The organism is Arthrobacter sp. MDT2-34-1 (assembly GCF_059091365.1).
Window position 1 is genome coordinate 1 of record NZ_JBNHGO010000061.1, and the last position, 844, is coordinate 844.

Sequence of the window (844 nt, forward strand, 5' to 3'; positions counted from 1 at the left end):
GGCCGCCGTCCTCTCCGGACAGTCCGACGGCGTACGGACCGTGGGAGTTGATCAGCCCGACCAGCTCCCGCCCGACCTGCCCGGTCAGCACCATGCGGACCACGTCCATGGCGTCCGGTGTCGTGACCCGCAGGCCGCCCTTGAATTCGGATTCGATGCCGAGCCGGTTGAGCATCGCGTTGATCTGCGGGCCTCCCCCGTGCACCACGACCGGACGGATCCCCACGTGGTGCAGGAACACGATGTCCTCGGCGAAGGCGCGGCGCAGGTCATCGTTGACCATGGCGTTGCCGCCGTACTTGACCACCACGGTGGTGCCGGCAAAGCGCTGGATCCATGGCAGGGCCTCGATCAGGGTCGCCGCCTTGTCCTGGGCCTGGCGCATGGATGCAGTCACAGTCATTTTCTCCTAGCTGCTGTACGCGGAATTCTCGTGGACGTAGTCGTGGGTCAGGTCATTGGTCCAGATCGTGGCACGTTCGACGCCGGCACTAAGGTCAATCTCGACGGTCACGTCCCGCGGGCCAAGGTCCACGAGGTCGCGGGAATCGCCGATGCCGCCGTTGCGGCAGACCTGGACGCCGTTGATCGCAACGTTGAGGCGGTCCGGTTCGAAGACGGCGTCGGTGGTTCCGACCGCCGACAGGACACGTCCCCAGTTAGGATCCTTGCCGAAGATCGCCGTCTTGAACAGGTTGGAACGCGCGACGGCGCGGCCCACCACCTCCGCGTCCCGCTCGCTGGCCGCATTGAACGTAGTGATCGCAATATCATGGCTGGCGCCTTCGGCGTCCCGGATCAGCTGCAGGGCCAGATCGGTGCAGACCTCGGTGAGTCCGGCGGC

The 844-nt window shown here is 66.0% G+C and carries 2 protein-coding genes; both read right to left on the reverse strand.

Annotated features, from left to right (window positions below):
* On the reverse strand, positions 1-403 hold a 403-nt coding region (gene argB, locus AC5RVV_RS17595), incomplete at its 3' end, for an acetylglutamate kinase (protein WP_494002642.1).
* 6 nt (positions 404-409) lie between these two features.
* Positions 410-844, reverse strand: a 435-nt coding sequence (locus AC5RVV_RS17600) for a bifunctional ornithine acetyltransferase/N-acetylglutamate synthase (RefSeq protein ID WP_494002643.1), incomplete at its 5' end; no start/stop codon positions are given.